Raw genomic sequence first — 17,279 nt, forward strand, 5'->3', positions numbered from 1 at the left:
TTTTAAATATGCCTTACTGTCCAATAATTATATGGACACTGAATATATACATAGTGAGAGTATATGTTCAGTGTATTGCTACGATATAACTAGTTTGGGCGGGCAGATACTTGGATAAATGGGGATTTGAAATTCAAGGTTTGTTAAAGTAGCAGCGCGCTTTGTCTGATAAGTTTAAGATGCCAAGTCTCTAAAAAAGAAATTCTTTATGCCACATCCCACCCCGTTAGCCAGTTTCACCGCAGGCGCACGCGACACCATTCCAATGCTGTTGGGCGCGGCGCCATTTGGTATGATTTTTGGTGCTTTGGTCGCTACTGCGCAGATGCATGCATGGCAAGGGCAGTTGATGTCGCTTGCTGTGTTTGCAGGGTCGAGTCAGTTTATTGCGGTCGGTTTGATCGCCAGCAGTACTGGTTTTCTGGTGATCTGGCTCGCGACCTTTATTGTTAACTTGCGGCATATGCTGTATGCCGCAACTTTGTTGCCGCATGTGCGTCATCTTTCTAAGAGCTGGCGCTGGTTGTTGGGATGTTTGCTGACGGATGAAACCTTCGCCGTGGTGGATCGCTATTACCGGGAACATCCGAATACGCAATTGGGGCATTGGTACTTTCTGGGTTCGGGTTTGGCGATGTATGGTAATTGGCAGTGTTGGACCCTGGTGGGTTTATTGTTTGGTGCGATTTTCCCGCAATTGCAAACTTTGGGTCTGGACTTTGCGATGGTAGCGACTTTTATTGCGATTATTGTTCCGCAGCTAGTTCGCTTGCCGCATTTTGTTGCGGCGCTTGCTGCTGGTACTGCGGCTTATCTGCTGCAAGATTTGCCGTACAAGTTGGGCTTGCTGGTGGCCATTGCGGTGGGCGTTAGCATTGGTTTGCTAGCGTCCCACTGGTCCTCCAACAAGGCCGGCAATAAAAATACCAGCGCGGAGAAGGTATGAATATCACCTTGATTATTATCGGTATGGCGGTGATTACCTGCCTAATTAAAGCGATTATTTTTGTGATGGGCGATAGGGTGGCGTTTTCTCCTTTGCTGAAAAAAGCCTTGGCCTTTGTTCCCGTCACTGTTCTCACAGCGATTATTGTCCCGATGGTTTTGTCGCCGCATGGGCAGGGTTTGGAATTAAATTGGCGCAATCCACAACTGATCGGCGCGCTCGCTGCCATCGTCGTTTGTGTAGCAACGCGCCGTCAGTTACCGACGATCTTTATCGGTTTGCTGGTGTTTTTTGGCTGGCAGTTGGCTGGTAGTTTCTAGGGAATTTCTAACACTCTGTTCAGTAATAATATGGTCGGCGGTTTCAAAACGATGTCCCAATGAGTACATCGCTTTGCCCCGCCTTGACAACCTACAAAGCGGCGGCGTAAATTGCCCGAGCATCTTCCCTCGATACTTCTCTTGGATTGTTCCTTAGCAGCCGTGTCTGCAACATCGCGTCGCTGGCCAGTTGATCCAAATCTTTCTCAGTGACACCGACTTGTCTGAGTTGGGTTTCGATCCCGACCCGATTGGCGAGTGCTTCCATGGCGGTGATTAGAGCATTGCTAAGGGCTTCTTCGCTACCTTGTGCTGTTGGGGCAATGATGCTGGCAAGTTCTGCATATTGCCTTGCAGCGGTCGGTGCATTAAAACGTAAGACGTGCGGTAGTACCAGCGAATTGGATAACCCATGTGGTACATGAAAGATGCCGCCAATCGGGTAGGCGAGGGCATGTACTGCTGCGCACGGCGCGTTCGCAAAGCATTGTCCCGCCAGCATCGCGCCTAGCAACATCGCTTGTCTGGCCGCGAGATTGCTGCCATTGGTGCAGGCTTCGTCAATACTCGTCCAGAGCAAACTTAAAGCCTGACGCGCTAGCATATCGGATAAGGCATTTTTCTTGTGCTTGGTGGTATAGGCTTCGATCGCGTGCACCATCGCGTCAATTCCGGTGGCCGCTGTGATTTTTGGTGGTAGGCCAACGGTGAGCTCAGCGTCAAGGATAGCGATGTCGGCATATAACTGTGGTGATACCACACCCATTTTGGTCGTTGCGCCTGTGGTGACGATAGAGATTGGCGTGACTTCGGATCCTGTCCCTGCAGTGGTTGGTATCAATATTAGAGGCAGGCGTTTGCCTCTGACATTGCCGATGCCGTACATGCTGCTTAGCGGTTGATCACTGCCTGATAGAACCGCGATTAGTTTGGCGACATCCATGGAACTACCGCCACCGAAGCCGATGACCAATTCTATCTCTTGTTGTTTGGCGCTTTCCACCGCTTGATGGACTACGACTTCTGGCGGATCGGCAATGACATCCGAGAAAACGCTGACATGGCATTGGTGCTGTTCTAAGTTCGCTATTGCCGGAGTGATCAGACCCGTTTTAAGAAAACCAGCATCTGTGACAATGAGCACTCGTTTTATCTCTGGATAATGCTGTTTGACGATATCGCCAAATTGTTTGGCCGCACCAATTTGGCTGATGATGTAGGGTACGGTACGAAAATCAAAATTATTCATGTTCTGGCTCTCCTTGTAATCCTTATTGTAGCAAGTCTTGCTATGCTGTCAGGCTGAATAGATTTCAACGTTATAAGCTCTGCGTCGGGATTTGCCGGGCGCTAAATCTAAGTGTAATAGTTTGATTTTCGCCTTTATGAGCGATTGTTGTCCTTGCTGATTTGCTTCACCTTTCCCATAAAATTAATAATATGACAGACATATTGATACTTGCTTGCGCCGCTTATTTTGCTGGTTTAGTTGATGCGGTAGTGGGTGGTGGTGGTTTGATACAAGTACCTGCCTTATTTTCAGTAATGCCAAATGTTGCACCAGCAACCTTGTTGGGAACCAATAAATTAGCAGGTATTTGGGGAACGACAGTCGCGGCGAGAAATTATGCGAAAGCGGTGAAGGTGCGTTGGGCGATGGTGTTACCTGCGGCATTCACAGCTTTTTTTCTGGCGTTTTTGGGCGCTTTTACTGTTACTCATATACCGCCTACTTATTTGCGTAAAGCCTTACCGCTTATTTTGATCGCCGTCGCGGTGTATACATTTAAGAAAAAAGACTTCGGCAGCAACCACGCTCCAACTTTTGCGCATAACAAAGAACTTTGGATGGCAATGTTAGTCGGCGGCGGTATTGGGTTTTATGATGGTTTTTTCGGTCCTGGTACCGGTAGCTTTTTAATGTTTTTATTCGTCCGTTTTTTTGGATACGACTTCTTGAGCGCATCTGCAGTCGCCAAAATTATTAATGTTGCGTGCAATGCGGCAGCTCTGTTGTGGTTTGGTTACAGCGGACACGTTATTTGGCAGACAGGGTTAGCCATGGCGGTTTGCGGAGTGTTAGGATCATTGTCGGGTAGCCAGATGGCAATTAAATATGGCAGTGGTTTCGTCCGGAAAGTGTTTTTGGTCGTAGTTTTGGCGTTGATTTGCAAAACCACTTACGACGGCTTTATCAAGTAGCTGTAATTTTGAGGTTCAGTATATGTTTTGATGCATATGTCCGAAAGCAATGTAGTTAATTAAATAATACTAAATTTGTTTCACGTGAAACAAAACAAAAAAAGGGACGGACGTGGCATATCAAGATATGGTGATATTTCAGCGAACAGATTTAGGTAGAGCAGAAATTCGTGACAAAAGACATGGATTGACTCAGAGCGAACGCTTGGTGTTAATCATTGTTGATGGCGTCAGCTCGTATGGGCAGTTGCGTGTAAAGCTCAAGAGCTTGGTGAAGGAACGGTTTGATCGCGCTTTACGCAGTCTCTCTGATAAAGGCTTACTGTATGAAGTAATGTTTCCCTTGGATAATCAGGTTCCTGATTTTGTCGAAGCCGATGCGATGGATCGTTTTCTCCGCCAGGAAGATTCTGATCCTGTTTCAGTGATTGCTTATCAGCCAGAGGAGGAGTTATCTAATAGTATCTTGCGTGCTGACGGGCTGATTGCTAATAGCGATGTACAAGAAGTTATACCTGTCGATCCTTATCCTAGTTTGATCATGAATACGATAGATAGACTGGAAGAGCCTGTCATCTACACTAAAGATAAAGTCGTTAAATCGATTAATATTCACGAGCCGGTTGCTGAGACCATAGAAGTAGATTTCTATTTGCCGCTGGAGATTCAAGAAGAAGTTCCTGTTATTGTAGCTCCGATATTTGCGTCAACAGATACTTTGGCTGAGCCAAAAGTGTCATCTGTTGCTCCTGTGAAGGCCAGGTCGCGACCGGAATCTATTTCTAGTGTGAAGCTTGAGGCTGTAGCTTCTCCGCTCAATGAAGCAAAAGCTGCTTCAAAAGCAAATGTAAAACCGACTGTCAGAGATGACGGCAATCCTATTACGCAGGTAGTGGTCCCGCAGTCTGATGCAAAGACGCGTACTAAGCTGGTTCAAAAATTCCCTGAACCTAAACCGCCTAGGCTAGCACCTTTAAAGAGGAAGAAAACTTGGGTAGATTATCTGGATTCTCGTTATTCCTTGCTGTTATTGGTTCTGGGTATGGCACTAGCGTTTATGCCTGCATTGGTTAGATTGTTCAAGTAAGACAGTTAATAGAGGCAGAGGATTAGAGTTTTGCCCTGGCTAAGTATCCATTGTTTCACGTGAAACACCCTGATGTCGGCTATTGAAATTATTGATGAGCGCAGTTTTTCATTAAAAACCCTCTATAATCGTGCCTCTCCAAGAAATCCAAAAGTAGAAATATCCTATGTTTTATCCTAAAGAATTCGATGTGATCGTAGTTGGCGGCGGCCATGCTGGTACTGAGGCCGCACTTGCCTCCGCACGCATGGGGCAGAAAACGCTTCTACTTTCGCATAATATTGAAACGCTCGGCCAGATGTCGTGTAATCCTTCAATAGGTGGCATAGGAAAAGGGCACTTGGTCAAAGAAGTGGATGCCATGGGTGGCGCGATGGCGATTGCCACCGATGAGGCTGGTATCCAATTCCGTATTCTAAATTCGTCCAAAGGCCCGGCAGTACGCGCTACAAGGGCGCAAGCTGACCGTATTTTGTACAAGCAAGCGATCCGCAGCCGCCTTGAAAATCAGACTAACCTTTGGCTGTTTCAGCAAGCGGTAGATGACTTATTGGTAGAGGGTGACCGTGTCGTCGGTGCCGTAACACAGGTTGGTATTCAGTTTCGTAGCCGCTCTGTTGTGTTGACCGCAGGTACTTTCCTTGATGGGAAGATCCACGTTGGCCTGAATAATTATTCGGCAGGGCGTGCCGGTGATCCTCCTGCGATCTCTTTATCGACCCGCTTAAAAGAACTCGCCTTGCCGCAAGGCCGTTTGAAAACTGGTACGCCGCCGCGCATTGATGGTCGTAGCATTAATTTTTCAGTGATGCAAGAGCAGCCGGGCGATTTTGATCCTATTCCGGTATTTTCTGTCATGGGCAATGTCGGCATGCATCCGCGCCAGTTACCATGTTGGATTACGCATACGAACGAACGCACTCACGATATTATCCGCGCCGGGCTCGACCGCAGTCCTATGTATACAGGCGTGATCGAAGGAGTAGGGCCACGTTATTGCCCATCGATTGAAGACAAGATTCATCGTTTTGCCAGCAAAGAATCACACCAGATTTTTTTGGAGCCAGAAGGTCTGACCACCAATGAGTATTATCCGAACGGGATTTCCACTAGTTTGCCGTTTGATGTGCAGCTAGATTTGGTGCGTTCTATGCGTGGTATGGAAGACGCTTACATTCTGCGCCCTGGCTATGCGATTGAATACGATTATTTCGACCCGCGAGGATTAAAAACTTCCCTAGAAACACGTTCAATTAAGGGCTTGTTTTTTGCCGGACAAATTAACGGTACTACCGGTTACGAAGAAGCGGCAGCGCAAGGTATGTTGGCGGGATTGAACGCGGCATTGTTGACCCAAGGTCGCGATGCCTGGGTGCCGCGTCGTGATGAAGCCTACCTCGGTGTCCTGGTCGATGATCTGATTACCAAGGGTGTGCAAGAACCTTACCGCATGTTCACCAGTCGTGCCGAGTTCCGTCTGAGCTTGCGTGAAGATAATGCCGATATGCGTCTGACCGAAATCGGTCGTCAGCTTGGTTGCGTCAGCGATGCGCAATGGGCAATGTTCGAGCAAAAGCGTGAGGCTGTTTCACGTGAAATGGAAAGACTGCGTTCGACCTGGGTGAATCCACGTATTTTGGCGGACGTTGAAGCCGAGCGCATCGTTGGTAAAGCCTTGGAGCGTGAATATTCTCTGGCCGATTTATTGCGCCGCCCACATGTGACGTATGAATCTTTGATGACCATGCAAGGTGCTGATGGTCAACAACTTGCTGGGCCTGGTGTGCAAGACGACGCGGTAAAAGAGCAGGTAGAAATCCAGGTCAAATATTCTGGCTATATTGACAGACAGGCTAAAGAGGTTGAGCGCCATGCATATTTTGAAAACCTCAAAATGCCAGACGACTTCGATTATTTAGAAGTCAACGGTCTGTCGGTAGAAGTGAAGCAAAAGCTGAATAAGCATCGGCCAGAAACCCTAGGGCAGTGCGGTCGTGTTTCTGGCGTGACACCAGCAGCGATTTCCTTGCTACTGGTGCATATGAAAAAACGTGGTTTTAAAGAGTTTGCTGCCGCACCCGAGTTAGCTGTTGCGGTAGAAACAGGTGATGGCGAATGAGCGGGTTTGATGCAGCAAGCTTGCGCGCTAGTCTGGCTGAGGGGATAAAGGCTTTGCCCTTGTCACTGGACGATGCACAGATCGATCAGATGATTGCTTACCTGGCGTTGTTATCGAAGTGGAATTCGGTCTATAACTTGACGTCGATTCGCGACCCTAAAGAAATGGTAAAGCAGCATGTGCTGGATTCCTTGTCAGCTGCACCTGCTTTCAAAGATGCCAAAAACGTTCTGGATGTCGGTGCTGGCGGCGGTTTGCCCGGCATGATATTGGCGATTACTTATCCTGCGATTCAAATTTCCATGATCGATACGGTCAGCAAAAAGACCGCGTTTTTGACTCAGGCGAAAACCGAATTAGGCTTAAAAAATGTCACTGTTCATACCGGCAGAGTTGAGGCTTTGGCAGTGAATGAGAAGTTTGATGTGATTACCTCGCGTGCTTTTTCTGAGCTATGCAATTTCATTAACTGGTCGGGACATTTGTTGGCAGAGGGCGGGCAATTCATCGCCATGAAGGGCGTTGCGCCGGATCAGGAGATCGAGCGTATGCCAGAAGGATGGCAAGTCCAGTCGCTACAAGCTTTGTCAGTTCCGGGCATGGACGCTGAGCGTCATCTGGTGTTTATCAAGCGACAATGAATTCACGTCAGTGAGTATTTAGTAAGTTGCGTCAGTAAGTTACGTCAATAAGTATTACAAACGCAGCGACACCAATTGAAGCAAAGCGGATTTGGTTTTGCTTCAATAGATACTCCATATGAGTATATTTAGTTGTTCGTATAATCATTGGGCGATACGGCATAATTTGTAAAATAACGGGGGAGTATATTGATTTCATATTGTTTTAGATTAAGGCAGCTTGCCTCCAGGTTGTACTTGTCCCCCTCCAGAACCCTACTAAAAGTAAGCTAAAGTCACTATGGCGAAAATTTTTTGTGTCGCAAACCAAAAAGGTGGGGTGGGCAAAACCACGACCACAGTCAATCTGGCTGCCGGATTGGCTAAGCTCGATCAGCGCGTGTTGTTGGTCGATCTCGATCCGCAAGGCAACGCCACCATGGGCGCGGGCATCAATAAGGCCAAACTGACGTCGTCGATTTACCAGGTGTTGCTGGGTATGTCCGATGCGGCTTCGGCGATTCTGCGATCTGAGTCGGGCAACTTTGATGTCTTGCCTGCCAACCGTGAATTAGCCGGTGCCGAAGTAGAAATGGTGGAGCTGGAGAATCGCGATAAGCGTCTACGCGACGCATTGGCAACAGTCGGCGCTAACTACGACTTTATCCTGATCGATTGCCCCCCGGCTTTATCCATGCTGACTTTAAACGGATTGTGCGCCGCTCACGGGGTCGTGATTCCTATGCAGTGTGAATATTATGCATTGGAAGGTTTGTCCGATCTGGCCAATACGATCAAAAAAGTATCGGTCAACCTCAATCCGGATCTGAAAATTGTCGGTTTGCTGCGGGTGATGTTTGATCCGCGTATGACGCTGTCGCAACAAGTTTCTGACCAGTTGGAACAGCACTTTGGCGATAAAGTATTTAAGACCGTCATTCCCCGCAATGTGCGTTTGGCGGAAGCGCCATCGTATGGTATCCCGGGAGTGGTGTTTGACCCCAGCTCTAAAGGCGCGCAAGCCTATATAGCTTTCGGCGCCGAGATGGTGGAGAGAATTAAATTGTTAGAAGCAAAGTTAGACACTAAGTCGGAAGCAATATAATGGCAACCAAAAAACAAAAAGGCTTGGGGCGCGGTTTAGAAGCCCTGTTCGACGGCGCAGGCGATTTTACAGAAGCGGTTCCCACGGTAGCGGGCGCACCGAGCAGCTTGCCGGTCAGCCAGATGCAGGCAGGCAAGTATCAGCCGCGTACCCGCATGGATGAGGGCGCGCTGACCGAGTTGGCTAACTCGATTAAAGCGCAAGGCTTGATGCAACCGATACTGGTACGCCCGATTGGTCAGAATAATGGCATCACGCGTTATGAAATCATTGCCGGTGAACGCCGTTTCCGCGCTTCGCAAATGGCAGGTTTGGAAGAAGTGCCCGTGCTGGTCAAAGATGTAGACGATCAAGCCGCCGCAGCGATGGCTTTGATTGAGAATATCCAGCGCGAAGATCTCAATCCTTTAGAAGAAGCACAAGGTATTCACCGTCTGATCACGGATTTCAGTTTTACCCATGAGCAAGCGGCCGGTGCGGTAGGTCGATCGCGCAGCGCAGTGTCTAATTTATTGCGCCTGCTTAATTTGGCGAAGCCGGTACAAACTATGTTGATGGCAGGCGATATCGACATGGGGCATGCCCGTGCATTGCTGGCAACGGATGCCGCGACGCAAATCCAGCTGGCGAATCAGGTCGTGGCCAAACGTATGTCGGTGCGCGAGGCCGAGAAACTGGTTACCCGTACCACGGCTGAAATGAGTTCACCAGTGAAAACTCGGGATAAGGCAGAAAAATCGCGCGACATCACTCGTTTAGAAGAAGAGCTTTCAGACCTGCTGGCAACCCAGGTCACTTTAAAAATGGGCAGCAAAGGGCGGGGACAATTGATGATTGATTTTGCAGATCTGGATAGTCTGGACGGCGTTATTTTAAAAATACGCGGTCAATAAAACTGGTTTGCCGATATGACAATTTTATTGCTGCCGGGCTTACACAATTCAAGTGACACACACTGGCAAAGTTTATGGGAGCAGCAACTAGCCAAGCAGTATGACATTCACCGGGTTCAGCAAGATAGTTGGGATCAGCCTGATCGCGAGTCTTGGGTAACGAATCTTTCGCAAGCAGTCAATCGCGCTGATGGCACCGTTATCTTAGTAGCGCATAGTCTGGGTTGCGCTTTAGTTGCATGGTGGGTCGCATCCGGCATGCCGGGAGTGCAAGATACCCGTAAGGTAAGGGCGGCATTATTAGTGGCGCCGCCAGATGTAGAGCGGGTTGATTTTCCGGCACCGAGTTTTGCACCAATGCCGCAAACGGCGATGAGCTTTAAAACAAAAGTGATTGTTTCTGATGACGATTCTTGGTGTGAGATGCAAACCGCGCAGAAATGGGCGCAGAGTTGGGGTGCAGAATTTCACCATATCGGTGCAAAGGGTCATATTAACGGAGATTCTGGTCTAGGCGACTGGAAGCAAGGCCAGCATTGGCTTGCCGAGCTGGTAGTGAGCGCAGAAAATTGATGTGTGTCTCATTTTGATGCGTCGCATCAAACGTTTGACGATGGTGCGCACTACCACGTATAATTCCGTGGTTTTGGTTGGCAGGCGTTTGCGCTGACTTAAATCGTTTGGCAGTGAATAAATTTTATTAGATACTGCCGACAAATTACGAGGAATTGGCATGGCGCGTATTGTCTTGCTGCAATTTGTAGCGACGTTGGTAGTCGCACTGGTCGCGGCACTTATCGCTGGCACAGCCTCAGGAATATCCGCATTATTAGGCGGTTTGTGTTGCGCGGTTCCCAATGCTTTGTTTGCCGCACGGTTATATGCCAGTGCCAAAAAGCCCGGGGGAGCCAATCCGATGACATTCTTCATCGGTGAATTTGTCAAAATTGCGTCAACAGTGGCTCTCATGGCAGCGACTGTTTACTTGTACCACGATGTGAACTGGCTGGCGTTCGTCGCTGCCTTCGTCTTGGTACTGAAAAGTTATTTCATCTTACTATTTAGACACTAATTATGAGCGCAACAGAGAACGCCCCAACCGCGTCAGAATATATTTCCCATCACCTGGGACATTTATCTAACTCACATATTCCTCAAGAGTCTTTGTGGGACATGTCGTATATCAATATAGATACAGTAGTCTGGTCTGTTATTTGTGGCTTGATCGGTAGCTTGATCATGTACACGGCTGCACGTAAAGCGACATCCGGCGTTCCCGGTCGTTTCCAATGCGCAGTTGAGATGTTGTTCGAAATGGTAGATAACAATGCGAAAAGCATTGTCCATGGCAACACAGCATTTATCGCACCTATGGCATTGTCGGTATTTGTCTGGGTAGTGTTGATGAACTCCCTCGATTTTTTACCAGTAGATTTATTCTCTCAATGGTTGTTCCCTGCTTTCGGTATCAGTCCGGAAACGCATCATCGCGTAGTACCGACAGCTGACTTGAACGGCACTCTGGGTATTTCGATTGGCGTGTTTGCGTTAATGATGTACTACAGTTTCAAGATTAAAGGTGTAGGCGGTTTTATCAAAGAATTGTTCAGCGCACCATTTGGCCCTATGTTGTTCCCGTTCAATCTGGCATTGAACATCGTTGAATATGCAGCGAAAACTTTTTCCCTCGGTATGCGGTTATTCGGCAATATGTTCGCAGGTGAATTGCTGTTCTTGTTGATTGCCGCTTTGTTAGGTGCTTCTGATTCCATCCTTGGTGGTATCGGTCATTTGGTACTGGGTACCGCATGGTCGGTTTTCCATATCTTGATTGTGCCTTTGCAAGCATTTATCTTCATGATGTTGACGCTGGTATATATGGGTCAAGCTCACGAAGCGCATTAATTAACGTTTTTTCAGGTTTTTGAAGTTTGGTTTTTAGTATTTGCTTTTGGTATTTTTATTTTTCAACTTTTAAGGAGTTTTCTCATGACTAACGTCGCTTTCGTTGCATTGGCTTGTGGTTTGATTATCGGTTTGGGCGCTTTGGGTGCATGTATCGGTATCGCTATGATGGGTGGTAAATATCTGGAAGCGTCTGCTCGTCAACCAGAGTTGATGGAAAAGCTGCAAGGTAAAATGTTGTTGTTGGCTGGTTTGATCGATGCTGCGTTCATTATCGGTGTTGGTATTGCTATGTTCTTCGCAATTGCAAATCCGTTCAAAGGCTAATTAGCTTTCCTTTTCCTACCGTAGACTTAGTCTGCGGAACGATCGATTTAATAAGGAAACTAATATGAATCTTAATCTATCAATGTGGTACCAGGCTGGGGTGTTTTTCATCCTCGCATTGGTGACTGCAAAATTCATCTGGCCACCAGTTATTGGTGCGATAGATGAACGTATGAAAAAAATCGCAGACGGATTAGCTGCAGCTGATCGCGGCCGTGCAGAGATGCAAGCTGCTGAAAAGCGTGTAGAAGCACAATTAGCTGGTGCTCGTGATGAAGGTCAAAAACGTATCATCGAAGCAGAAAAGCGCGCTCAGTTGATCGTTGAAGAAGCTAAAAATACAGCAACTGCTGAGGCTGCACGCATTATTGCTGCTGCCAAAGCGGACGCCGATAATCAAGTTACAAAAGCACGTGAAGAATTGCGCGACCAGGTTGCTACATTAGCAGTCAAAGGTGCAGAACAAATTCTGAAGCGTGAAATCAACGCATCGGCGCATGCTGATTTGTTGAGCCAACTGAAAATCGAGCTGTAATCATGGCTGAACTCGCAACGATCGCTCGTCCTTACGCAGAAGCATTGTTCCGTGTTGCGCAATCTGGCAACCTGTCCGCATGGTCGGACTTGGTTGCTGAGATGGCGCAAGCCGCAGCACATCCTGATGTAGTCGCTCTTGCTCACAATCCTAAAGTCTCTGCTGTTCAAACAGCCGAGGCTTTCTTGTCCGTGTTGAAGTCTCCAGTGAACGAAGAAGCGAAAAACTTCGTCAATACGCTCACTGAATATGACCGCTTAACTTTGTTACCTGAAATCGCAGCACAATTTCACGCGTTGAAAAATGCGCAAGAAGGTGCCGCAGATGCGCAAATTACCAGCGCCTTTGAACTGACGGCAGAACAAGTAAGTGATTTAGCGACAACACTGGAAAAGAAATTCGGCCGCAAGCTGCACCCAACTGTGACAGTGGATAACTCCCTGATCGGTGGTGTGCGTATCGTAGTCGGTGATCAAGTGCTGGATACGTCGGTTCGTGCCAAGCTGCAACAAATGCAAGTTGCCTTAACTGCGTAGTGTGAGCACGCAAGTACTGAAACAATTTTAGGAGTTAGTATGCAACTCAACCCATCAGAAATCAGCGAGTTGATCAAGAGCCGGATTCAAGGCCTTGGTACCAGCGCTGAAGTTCGTAATCAAGGTACGGTTATTTCCGTTACCGACGGTATCTGCCGCATTCACGGTCTGTCAGACGCGATGCAAGGTGAGATGCTGGAATTCCCAGGCAATACTTTTGGTCTGGCATTGAACTTGGAACGTGATTCCGTTGGCGCCGTTATTCTCGGTGACTACGAGCACATTTCCGAAGGCGATACAGTCAAATGTACTGGCCGTATTCTGGAAGTGCCTATCGGCCCAGAACTGCGCGGTCGTGTTGTCAACGCCTTGGGTCAGCCTATCGACGGCAAAGGCCCGATCAATGCAAAACTGACAGCACCAATCGAAAAGATTGCTCCTGGCGTTATTGCCCGTCAATCGGTTTCCGAGCCTATGCAAACGGGTATCAAATCAATTGATGCGATGGTACCGGTTGGTCGTGGTCAGCGCGAATTGATTATTGGTGATCGTCAAACTGGTAAGACAGCGGTAGCAATTGATGCCGTGATCAACCAAAAAGGTCAAAACGTAACATGTATCTATGTTGCGATTGGTCAAAAAGCGTCTTCCGTTAAAAACGTGGTGCGTTCTTTAGAAGCCCACGGCGCGATGGAATACACCATTGTTGTTGCTGCGACAGCGGCTGAATCTGCAGCAATGCAATTCGTCTCCGCATACTCCGGTTGCGCGATGGGCGAATATTTCCGCGATCGTGGTCAAGATGCATTGATCATTTATGATGATTTGTCCAAGCAAGCTGTGGCTTACCGTCAAGTTTCCCTGTTGCTGCGCCGCCCACCAGGTCGTGAAGCTTATCCAGGTGACGTGTTCTACCTCCACTCCCGTTTATTGGAACGTGCAGCACGCGTTAATCCAGATTACGTTGAGAAATTCACCAACGGTGAAGTTAAAGGTAAAACCGGTTCATTGACAGCACTGCCTATCATTGAAACCCAAGCGGGTGACGTTTCTGCTTTCGTTCCGACCAACGTAATTTCGATTACTGATGGCCAGATCTTCTTGGAAACATCTTTGTTCAACGCCGGTATTCGCCCCGCGATTAACGCTGGTATTTCGGTATCACGCGTTGGTGGCGCTGCTCAGACTAAAGTTATTAAAAACTTATCCGGCGGTATTCGTACAGATTTGGCGCAGTATCGTGAATTGGCTGCGTTTGCGCAGTTCGCTTCTGATCTGGACGAGTCCACACGCAAGCAGCTGGATCGTGGTGCACGCGTAACTGAATTGCTCAAGCAAGCTCAATATGCTCCTTTATCGATTTCTCTGATGGCCGCTTCCCTGTTCGCAGTGAATAAAGGCTTCCTGGATAACGTCGAAGTGAAGAAAGTATTAGCCTTTGAAGCAGGTTTGCATAGCTACTTAAAAACTAGCCACGCAGCATTGCTCGCTAAGATTGAAGAAACCAAGCAACTCGACAAAGATGGCGAAGCCGTTTTAGCCGCAGCTGTTGCTGATTTCAAAAAATCTGGCGCGTACTGATCTTAACTGGAGCAGAAGGAGTAAGAACAGATGGCCTCAGGTAAAGAGATACGTGGCAAGATCAAAAGTGTAGAAAACACGAAAAAGATCACTAAGGCGATGGAAATGGTCGCCGCATCCAAAATGCGCAAAGCGCAAGACCGGATGCGTGCAGCTCGCCCTTACAGTGAAAAAATTCGTAATATCACTTCGAACTTGTCACAAGCGAATCCTGAGTACACGCATCCTTTCATGGTTCAACAAGATCAATCCAAGAAAGTCGGATTGATCGTTGTAACTACAGACAAGGGTTTATGCGGTGGCCTGAATACGAACGTGTTGCGTTTGGTCACCAACAAACTGCGTGAACTCGAAGCTAAGGGTTCAAAAATTGAAGCGGTCGCAATTGGTAATAAAGGTCTTGGCTTCCTGAACCGTATCGGTGCAAAAGTCGTGGCGCACGCAGTGCAACTCGGCGATACACCGCATCTGGATAAACTGATCGGTCCAGTAAAATTATTGCTGGATGCCTATCAGGACGGTAAGTTAGATGCAGTCTACCTGTCTTACACCAAGTTTATTAACACCATGAAGCAAGAGCCTGTGCTGGAGCAATTATTGCCCCTGACGGCTGACAAACTGGCAGTAGATAAAAATACCCACACTTGGGACTATATCTATGAGCCAGATGCAAACACGGTGATTGATGAGTTGCTGGTACGTTATGTTGAGGCACTGATTTTTCAAGCAGTGGCAGAAAACATGGCGTCTGAACAATCGGCTCGTATGGTAGCGATGAAATCAGCCAGTGATAACGCAGGTAGTGTGATTGGTGAACTGAAACTGGTTTACAACAAAACCCGTCAAGCTGCGATTACCAAAGAGCTTTCCGAGATCGTCGCCGGCGCGGCAGCGGTCTAAACTGATTATTATTTATTGAAGGAACGAACATGGCTAATGGCAAAATCGTTCAGTGTATCGGCGCTGTTGTGGACGTTGAATTTCCACGTGACGCGATGCCTAAGATTTACGATGCCTTGAAAATGGAAGGCTCCGAACTGACTCTGGAAGTTCAGCAGCAATTGGGTGACGGCATTGTCCGTACGATTGCTCTAGGTACTTCTGACGGTCTGCGTCGCGGCATGATTATTTCAAACACTGGCAAACCTATCATGGTACCTACTGGCAAAGCAACGCTGGGTCGTATTATGGACGTATTGGGTAATCCAATTGATGAGTGTGGTCCGGTTAGTCGTGAAACTACCGCATCGATTCACCGTAAAGCACCTGCTTACGATGAACTGTCCCCATCGCAAGAATTGCTGGAAACCGGTATCAAGGTGATTGACCTGGTTTGCCCGTTTGCAAAAGGCGGTAAAGTTGGTTTGTTCGGTGGTGCCGGTGTAGGTAAGACCGTCAACATGATGGAATTAATCAATAACATAGCTAAAGCGCACAGCGGCTTGTCCGTATTTGCCGGTGTTGGTGAGCGTACTCGTGAAGGTAATGACTTCTATCACGAAATGGCTGACGCAAAAGTGGTTGATCTGGAAAATCCAGAAAACTCTAAAGTTGCGATGGTGTACGGTCAGATGAATGAACCACCGGGCAACCGTCTGCGCGTTGCTTTGACAGGTTTGACGATCGCTGAAGGTTTCCGTGACGAAGGTAAAGACGTGTTGTTCTTCGTCGATAACATCTATCGTTATACTTTGGCCGGTACGGAAGTTTCCGCGTTGTTGGGTCGTATGCCTTCCGCTGTGGGTTACCAACCTACATTGGCTGAAGAAATGGGCCGTCTGCAAGAGCGTATTACATCGACTAAAACTGGTTCGATCACATCGATCCAAGCGGTTTATGTTCCTGCCGATGATTTGACTGATCCATCTCCGGCTACGACGTTTGCTCACTTGGATTCCACTGTTGTTCTGTCCCGTGACATCGCTTCTCTGGGTATCTACCCAGCGGTTGATCCACTGGATTCAACATCACGTCAGTTGGACCCGCAAGTGGTTGGTGTAGAGCATTACGAAACAGCCCGTGCTGTTCAAGGTACTTTGCAACGCTACAAAGAATTGCGCGACATTATCGCGATTCTGGGTATGGACGAGTTGGCACCAGAAGATAAATTGTTGGTAGCGCGTGCACGTAAAATGCAACGTTTCCTGTCTCAGCCTTTCCACGTTGCTGAAGTATTTACTGGCTCCCCAGGTAAATACGTTTCACTGAAAGATACGATCAAGGGCTTCAAAATGATCGCTTCCGGTGAGCTCGATCACCTGCCAGAACAAGCGTTCTACATGGTAGGTACTATCGACGAAGCAATCGAAAAAGCGAAGAAAATGGCTGCTGCTTAATTGCTCATTAATTGCTGATTAATTACTCAGTAATTACTAAGTAACTAACAAATAAGCTTGGGTGTAGTACAAAGTAATATTGCGCTACACCCCTCGTTTTTTGATCGAATGAAAAGGTCCGATATGGCACACACTATTCACGTTGACGTGGTTTCCGCAGAAGAGCTGATCTTCTCTGGCGAAGCCGAGTTCGTCGCGTTGCCGGGTGAGGCTGGTGAATTGGGTATCTATCCAAAACATACGCCATTGATCACTCGCATCAAGCCAGGCGCGGTACGCATCAAGCTGGTAGGCCAAGCAGAAGACGAATTTGTTTTCGTTGCTGGTGGTCTGTTAGAAGTGCAACCGAATGCCGTTACCGTTTTGGCCGACACCGCAATTCGCGGTAGCGATCTGGACGAGGCAAAAGCGAACGAAGCAAAAAAACTGGCTGAAGAAGCTTTGGTCAATAAAGAATCTAAAATTGACTATGCGCAAGCACAGGCAGAACTGGCAGTAGCAATAGCCCAATTGGCGGCAATTGCAAGATTGCGTCAAAAGCGTTAATGCAGGCAAGCTGGCAGTGTTAAGTCGGCAAGTCAGTAAATTGAAAGGCAGCTTAGGCTGCCTTTTTGTTTTTCTGGTTTCGTATCTGCTATTGGCGAAGGTATTGATTGTTTGTGTGACTTAGCAGGGCGGATTCAAGTACGAAGAGCAACATTGAATAAAAAGTCAAAGGGTCAGATGCGATAGCATTCTGCCTTTTGACCAGCCAGTCGAAAGTTGCC

19 protein-coding genes are annotated in these 17,279 nt (G+C 47.8%); 18 read left to right on the top strand and 1 reads right to left on the bottom strand.

Features of this window, described 5'->3' with window-relative positions:
* Positions 1-208: 208 nt before the first annotated feature.
* Together AAKU64_RS14115 and AAKU64_RS14120 are read left to right on the top strand one after the other, a co-directional pair.
* Positions 209-946 (top strand): AzlC family ABC transporter permease, encoded by a 738-nt coding sequence (locus tag AAKU64_RS14115; RefSeq protein WP_354333191.1) that lies wholly within the window; start codon positions 209-211, stop codon positions 944-946.
* Entirely contained in the window at positions 943-1,266 is a 324-nt protein-coding gene (locus tag AAKU64_RS14120; RefSeq protein ID WP_354362317.1) for an AzlD domain-containing protein, read from the top strand. The genes AAKU64_RS14115 and AAKU64_RS14120 overlap by 4 nt, the downstream gene beginning before the upstream one ends.
* A gap of 91 nt (positions 1,267-1,357) precedes the next feature.
* Here AAKU64_RS14120 and AAKU64_RS14125 read toward each other — a convergent pair whose 3' ends face one another.
* Positions 1,358-2,515, bottom strand: a complete 1,158-nt coding sequence (locus AAKU64_RS14125) for an iron-containing alcohol dehydrogenase (RefSeq protein ID WP_354362318.1) — start codon at positions 2,513-2,515, stop codon at positions 1,358-1,360.
* A 191-nt stretch (positions 2,516-2,706) separates the two neighbouring features.
* Here AAKU64_RS14125 and AAKU64_RS14130 point away from each other — a divergent pair, with 191 nt between their 5' ends.
* The 16 genes from AAKU64_RS14130 (at position 2,707) to AAKU64_RS14205 (ending at position 17,058) form a co-directional block, all read left to right on the top strand.
* Complete coding sequence (locus AAKU64_RS14130; protein ID WP_354362319.1) at positions 2,707-3,468, top strand: sulfite exporter TauE/SafE family protein; 762 nt, start codon at positions 2,707-2,709, stop codon at positions 3,466-3,468.
* A 112-nt stretch (positions 3,469-3,580) separates the two neighbouring features.
* The gene (locus AAKU64_RS14135) at positions 3,581-4,555 is read left to right on the top strand and encodes a hypothetical protein (RefSeq protein WP_354362320.1); all 975 of its coding nucleotides are present in this window, start codon (positions 3,581-3,583) and stop codon (positions 4,553-4,555) included.
* A gap of 166 nt (positions 4,556-4,721) precedes the next feature.
* On the top strand, positions 4,722-6,674 hold the full coding sequence (gene mnmG / locus AAKU64_RS14140; RefSeq protein WP_354333182.1) for a tRNA uridine-5-carboxymethylaminomethyl(34) synthesis enzyme MnmG: 1,953 nt from the start codon (positions 4,722-4,724) through the stop codon (positions 6,672-6,674).
* Complete coding sequence (gene rsmG / locus AAKU64_RS14145; protein WP_354333180.1) at positions 6,671-7,315, top strand: 16S rRNA (guanine(527)-N(7))-methyltransferase RsmG; 645 nt, start codon at positions 6,671-6,673, stop codon at positions 7,313-7,315. The genes mnmG and rsmG overlap by 4 nt, the downstream gene beginning before the upstream one ends.
* A gap of 280 nt (positions 7,316-7,595) precedes the next feature.
* The gene (locus AAKU64_RS14150; protein ID WP_322120629.1) at positions 7,596-8,399 is read left to right on the top strand and encodes a ParA family protein; all 804 of its coding nucleotides are present in this window, start codon (positions 7,596-7,598) and stop codon (positions 8,397-8,399) included.
* Positions 8,399-9,292 (top strand): ParB/RepB/Spo0J family partition protein, encoded by an 894-nt coding sequence (locus AAKU64_RS14155; protein ID WP_354333178.1) that lies wholly within the window; start codon positions 8,399-8,401, stop codon positions 9,290-9,292. The genes AAKU64_RS14150 and AAKU64_RS14155 overlap by 1 nt, the downstream gene beginning before the upstream one ends.
* A gap of 15 nt (positions 9,293-9,307) precedes the next feature.
* Complete coding sequence (locus tag AAKU64_RS14160) at positions 9,308-9,865, top strand: RBBP9/YdeN family alpha/beta hydrolase (protein ID WP_354362321.1); 558 nt, start codon at positions 9,308-9,310, stop codon at positions 9,863-9,865.
* Between the two features lie 160 nt (positions 9,866-10,025).
* Positions 10,026-10,364: an ATP synthase subunit I gene (locus AAKU64_RS14165; RefSeq protein ID WP_323492056.1), complete on the top strand. Its 339-nt coding sequence runs from the start codon at positions 10,026-10,028 to the stop codon at positions 10,362-10,364.
* Positions 10,365-10,366: 2 nt separating this feature from the next.
* Positions 10,367-11,197, top strand: a complete 831-nt coding sequence (gene atpB, locus AAKU64_RS14170; protein ID WP_354362322.1) for a F0F1 ATP synthase subunit A — start codon at positions 10,367-10,369, stop codon at positions 11,195-11,197.
* 84 nt (positions 11,198-11,281) lie between these two features.
* Positions 11,282-11,524 carry a F0F1 ATP synthase subunit C gene (gene atpE, locus AAKU64_RS14175; RefSeq protein ID WP_354333172.1) on the top strand — a complete coding sequence of 81 codons (243 nt, stop codon included), beginning with the start codon at positions 11,282-11,284 and terminating at the stop codon, positions 11,522-11,524.
* A 64-nt stretch (positions 11,525-11,588) separates the two neighbouring features.
* Positions 11,589-12,059 (top strand): F0F1 ATP synthase subunit B, encoded by a 471-nt coding sequence (locus AAKU64_RS14180; RefSeq protein WP_322120624.1) that lies wholly within the window; start codon positions 11,589-11,591, stop codon positions 12,057-12,059.
* A 2-nt stretch (positions 12,060-12,061) separates the two neighbouring features.
* Positions 12,062-12,595 (top strand): F0F1 ATP synthase subunit delta, encoded by a 534-nt coding sequence (locus AAKU64_RS14185; RefSeq protein WP_322120623.1) that lies wholly within the window; start codon positions 12,062-12,064, stop codon positions 12,593-12,595.
* Positions 12,596-12,634: 39 nt separating this feature from the next.
* The gene (atpA, locus tag AAKU64_RS14190) at positions 12,635-14,176 is read left to right on the top strand and encodes a F0F1 ATP synthase subunit alpha (RefSeq protein ID WP_354333169.1); all 1,542 of its coding nucleotides are present in this window, start codon (positions 12,635-12,637) and stop codon (positions 14,174-14,176) included.
* Positions 14,177-14,206: 30 nt separating this feature from the next.
* Positions 14,207-15,076, top strand: a complete 870-nt coding sequence (atpG, locus tag AAKU64_RS14195) for a F0F1 ATP synthase subunit gamma (protein ID WP_354333168.1) — start codon at positions 14,207-14,209, stop codon at positions 15,074-15,076.
* A 29-nt stretch (positions 15,077-15,105) separates the two neighbouring features.
* Positions 15,106-16,512 (top strand): F0F1 ATP synthase subunit beta, encoded by a 1,407-nt coding sequence (gene atpD, locus AAKU64_RS14200; protein ID WP_322120620.1) that lies wholly within the window; start codon positions 15,106-15,108, stop codon positions 16,510-16,512.
* 123 nt (positions 16,513-16,635) lie between these two features.
* Complete coding sequence (locus tag AAKU64_RS14205) at positions 16,636-17,058, top strand: F0F1 ATP synthase subunit epsilon (protein WP_354333166.1); 423 nt, start codon at positions 16,636-16,638, stop codon at positions 17,056-17,058.
* Positions 17,059-17,279: the final 221 nt, after the last annotated feature.

The sequence above is a fragment of the Undibacterium sp. GrIS 1.8 genome (genome assembly GCF_040544445.1).
Lineage (GTDB): Bacteria > Pseudomonadota > Gammaproteobacteria > Burkholderiales > Burkholderiaceae_D > Undibacterium.

Coding starts and splice junctions, on each gene's coding strand:
- AAKU64_RS14130 (WP_354362319.1), top strand. CDS start 2,707: ATGACAGACATATTGATACTTGCTTGCGCCGCTTATTTTGCTGGTTTA.
- AAKU64_RS14115 (WP_354333191.1), top strand. CDS start 209: ATGCCACATCCCACCCCGTTAGCCAGTTTCACCGCAGGCGCACGCGAC.
- AAKU64_RS14180 (WP_322120624.1), top strand. CDS start 11,589: ATGAATCTTAATCTATCAATGTGGTACCAGGCTGGGGTGTTTTTCATC.
- atpA (WP_354333169.1), top strand. CDS start 12,635: ATGCAACTCAACCCATCAGAAATCAGCGAGTTGATCAAGAGCCGGATT.
- rsmG (WP_354333180.1), top strand. CDS start 6,671: ATGAGCGGGTTTGATGCAGCAAGCTTGCGCGCTAGTCTGGCTGAGGGG.
- atpG (WP_354333168.1), top strand. CDS start 14,207: ATGGCCTCAGGTAAAGAGATACGTGGCAAGATCAAAAGTGTAGAAAAC.
- atpD (WP_322120620.1), top strand. CDS start 15,106: ATGGCTAATGGCAAAATCGTTCAGTGTATCGGCGCTGTTGTGGACGTT.
- AAKU64_RS14205 (WP_354333166.1), top strand. CDS start 16,636: ATGGCACACACTATTCACGTTGACGTGGTTTCCGCAGAAGAGCTGATC.
- AAKU64_RS14150 (WP_322120629.1), top strand. CDS start 7,596: ATGGCGAAAATTTTTTGTGTCGCAAACCAAAAAGGTGGGGTGGGCAAA.
- AAKU64_RS14160 (WP_354362321.1), top strand. CDS start 9,308: ATGACAATTTTATTGCTGCCGGGCTTACACAATTCAAGTGACACACAC.
- mnmG (WP_354333182.1), top strand. CDS start 4,722: ATGTTTTATCCTAAAGAATTCGATGTGATCGTAGTTGGCGGCGGCCAT.
- AAKU64_RS14155 (WP_354333178.1), top strand. CDS start 8,399: ATGGCAACCAAAAAACAAAAAGGCTTGGGGCGCGGTTTAGAAGCCCTG.
- atpE (WP_354333172.1), top strand. CDS start 11,282: ATGACTAACGTCGCTTTCGTTGCATTGGCTTGTGGTTTGATTATCGGT.
- AAKU64_RS14120 (WP_354362317.1), top strand. CDS start 943: ATGAATATCACCTTGATTATTATCGGTATGGCGGTGATTACCTGCCTA.
- AAKU64_RS14185 (WP_322120623.1), top strand. CDS start 12,062: ATGGCTGAACTCGCAACGATCGCTCGTCCTTACGCAGAAGCATTGTTC.
- AAKU64_RS14165 (WP_323492056.1), top strand. CDS start 10,026: ATGGCGCGTATTGTCTTGCTGCAATTTGTAGCGACGTTGGTAGTCGCA.
- AAKU64_RS14125 (WP_354362318.1), bottom strand. CDS start 2,515: ATGAATAATTTTGATTTTCGTACCGTACCCTACATCATCAGCCAAATT.
- atpB (WP_354362322.1), top strand. CDS start 10,367: ATGAGCGCAACAGAGAACGCCCCAACCGCGTCAGAATATATTTCCCAT.